The organism is Streptomyces sp. NPDC057638, from assembly GCF_042800315.1.
In the GTDB taxonomy this organism is placed as follows: domain Bacteria; phylum Actinomycetota; class Actinomycetes; order Streptomycetales; family Streptomycetaceae; genus Streptomyces.
In genome coordinates this window covers 1-2841 of sequence record NZ_JBHVHF010000536.1, presented here as the reverse complement: position 1 = coordinate 2841, position 2841 = coordinate 1, and the positions used below count along the sequence as shown (strand labels likewise).

Below are 2841 nucleotides of genomic sequence, written 5' to 3'. Positions count from 1 at the left end.
ACCCGGGGCCGCTCGTCCCCTGCGTCCCGGAAGCCCCATGCGCCGACTCCCGCTCTGGCTGGCCACGCTCGTCGTGCTGGCCCTCGTCACCGCCTCGCTCTTCATCGGCGGATACGACATCGACCCGGCCGCTCTGATCAGCGACCCCGACGCCCGGAACATGTTCTTCATCTCCCGGGTGCCGCGTACCCTCGCGCTGATCCTCGCCGCCGCCGCGATGGCCGTCTCCGGTGTGATCATGCAGATGCTCGTCCAGAACCGCTTCGTCGAGCCCACCACCACGGGCACCAGCGAGTGGGCCGCCCTGGGCGTACTGCTGCTCACCCTCCTCGTACCGGCCGCGTCCCCGATGGTGAAGATGGGCGCCGCCAGCGCCTTCGCGTTCGCCGGGGCGCTGATCTTCCTCATGGTCCTCAACCGGATCGCCCTCAAGTCCCAGGTCATCGTGCCCATCGTGGGCATCATGCTCGGTGCCCTGGTCAGCGCGGTGACGCTGTATATCGCCGCGTCGACCAATCTGCTCCAGATGCTCGCCACCTGGCGCTCGGGCGGCTTCAGCTCCGTGGTGCGCGGCCACTACGAGCCGCTGTGGGTGGTGGGGGCCATCGTCATCGGGCTCTATCTGGCGGCCGACCGCTTCACCATCGCCGGGCTCGGCCGGGACACGGCCACCAGCCTGGGGCTGCCCTACCGGCGCATCATGTTCATCGGCCTGACCATGGTCGCGCTGGCCACGGGCGTCACCACCGTCGTCGTCGGCTTCATCCCCTTCCTGGGACTGATCGTGCCGAACCTCGTCTCCATGGCGCGCGGCGACGACGTCCGCGGCAATCTGCCGTGGGTGGTGCTCAGCAGCGTGGCCCTGATGATCGCCTGTGATCTCGTCGGGCGGCTGATCGTCTTCCCGCTGGAGATCCCGGCGACGGTCGTGCTCGGCGCCGTCGGGGCGGTCGTGTTCGTCGCGATGATCCTGCGTCAGCGAGGGAAGGTCCATGTCTGAGACCCATGTGGCGGCCGCGGAAGCGTCGGCGGGCCCGGCGCCCGCGCGGGACGGCGGCCGGGGCGGACTCCCCGTCCCCGCCCGGCTCGCCCTGGTCGGCGGGCTCGCCGCCGCCGCCAGCCTCTGCTTCCTCTTCCTCTTCATCGAGGGGTCCTTCGACTTCGCCTTCGAACGTCGTCTGACACTGTTCGGGACGATGGTGGTGGTCGCGTTCACCCAGGCGGTGGGTACCGTGGTGTTCCAGAGCATCACCCACAACCGGATCCTCACCCCGTCGATCATGGGGTTCGACGCGGTCTACATCCTGATGCAGACCCTCATGGTGGCCCTGTTCGGCGGCGGAGTGCTCGCCGTCACGGACGGCATGCCCAAGCTCGTCACCCAGACGCTGCTGATGGTCGGCTTCACCATGCTGCTGTTCGGCTGGCTCTTCTCCGGCCGCAGCGGCAGCCTCCATGTCCTGCTGCTGGTCGGTGTCGTGCTCGGCCTCGCCTTCCGCAGCCTGTCGGACTTCCTCCAGCGGCTGCTCTCACCCGCCGAGTACGACGTCCTGTCCGCGCGGCTCTTCGGCAGGCTCAGCAGCGCCGAGGCGGCCTATCTCCCGCTCGCGGGCACCGTGTGCCTGGTCGTCGGCGTCATCGTCTGGCGCCGCCGCCACCGGCTCGACGCACTGCTCCTCGGGCGGGACGCCGCCACCAACCTCGGCATCTCCTACAAGCGCGAGCTGTCGGTCCTGCTGCTGCTCATCTCCCTGCTGATCGCGATGTCGACCGCGCTCGCGGGCCCCATGACCTTCTTCGGGTTCGTGACCGCGATGCTCGCCTACCAGATGGCGGGCACCCACCGGCACGCCGTCGTGCTGCCGATGGCGTTCCTGATCGGGCTGCTCACCCTGGCGGGCGGGCAGTTCCTCATGGAGCACGTCTTCTACGCGTCCGGCATGCTCACCGTCGTCATCGAGTTCGTCGGCGGGGCGGTCTTCCTCGTCCATCTCCTCCGGAAGGGCACCCTGTGATCGAGTTCACCGACATCCGCAAGGCGTACGGCGACCATGTCGTGCTCGGACCGGTCTCCGGCCAGATCCCGGCGGGCGGTGTCACCTCGCTGGTCGGCCCCAACGGTGCCGGGAAGTCCACCCTGCTCACCATCATCGGCCGGCTCGCCGAACCGACCTCGGGGACCGTGACCGTCGACGGGCTCGACGTCCACCGGGCCAGGTCGCAGGACGTGGCGCGGACCCTGTCGATCCTGCGCCAGGAGAACCACTTCACCGCCCGGGTGACGGTACGGGAGCTGGTCTCCTTCGGACGCTTCCCGCACAGCAGGGGACGGCTCACCCGCCAGGACATCGCCCATGTCGAGGACGCCCTGGACTTCCTCCATCTCGGGGAGCTCCAGCACCGCTATCTCGACCAGCTCTCCGGCGGCCAGCGCCAGCGCGCCTACGTGGCGATGGTGCTGGCCCAGGACACCCAGTACGTGCTCCTGGACGAGCCGCTGAACAACCTCGACATGAAGCACTCCGTACGGATGATGAGCCAGCTCCGCCGTGCCGCGGACGAACTCGGCAAGACCATCGTCCTGATCGTGCACGACATCAACTTCGCCGCCACGTACTCCGACCGGATCATCGCCCTGCGCGACGGCCGGGTGGCGGCCTCCGGCACGGTCGGGGAGATGATGCGCGCCGAGGTGCTCAGCGAGGTCTTCGACACCCCGGTCCAGGTGCACGAGGTCGACGGGAAGCGCACCGCCGTCTACTACCGCTGAGACCCGGCGGCCCGATCTCCGTGGTGAGGGCCGTGAGGCCCTCGGCACCGCCGTCCCCCGGCGCCCCACCC

Annotated in this window: 3 protein-coding genes; all 3 read left to right on the top strand. The window is 69.3% G+C overall.

Annotated features, from left to right (window positions below; translation table 11 throughout):
• Positions 1 to 1000 (top strand): iron chelate uptake ABC transporter family permease subunit (locus ACFVIM_RS34475; protein ID WP_384310154.1); only part of this gene is annotated, 1000 nt, incomplete at its 5' end.
• Positions 993 to 2015, top strand: coding sequence for an iron chelate uptake ABC transporter family permease subunit (locus tag ACFVIM_RS34470; protein ID WP_384310151.1), 1023 nt, complete (start codon positions 993 to 995; stop codon positions 2013 to 2015). The genes ACFVIM_RS34475 and ACFVIM_RS34470, both read left to right, overlap by 8 nt.
• Positions 2012 to 2770: an ABC transporter ATP-binding protein gene (locus tag ACFVIM_RS34465; RefSeq protein ID WP_384310148.1), complete on the top strand. Its 759-nt coding sequence runs from the start codon at positions 2012 to 2014 to the stop codon at positions 2768 to 2770. Before ACFVIM_RS34470 ends, ACFVIM_RS34465 begins: the two co-directional genes overlap by 4 nt.
• Positions 2771 to 2841: the final 71 nt, after the last annotated feature.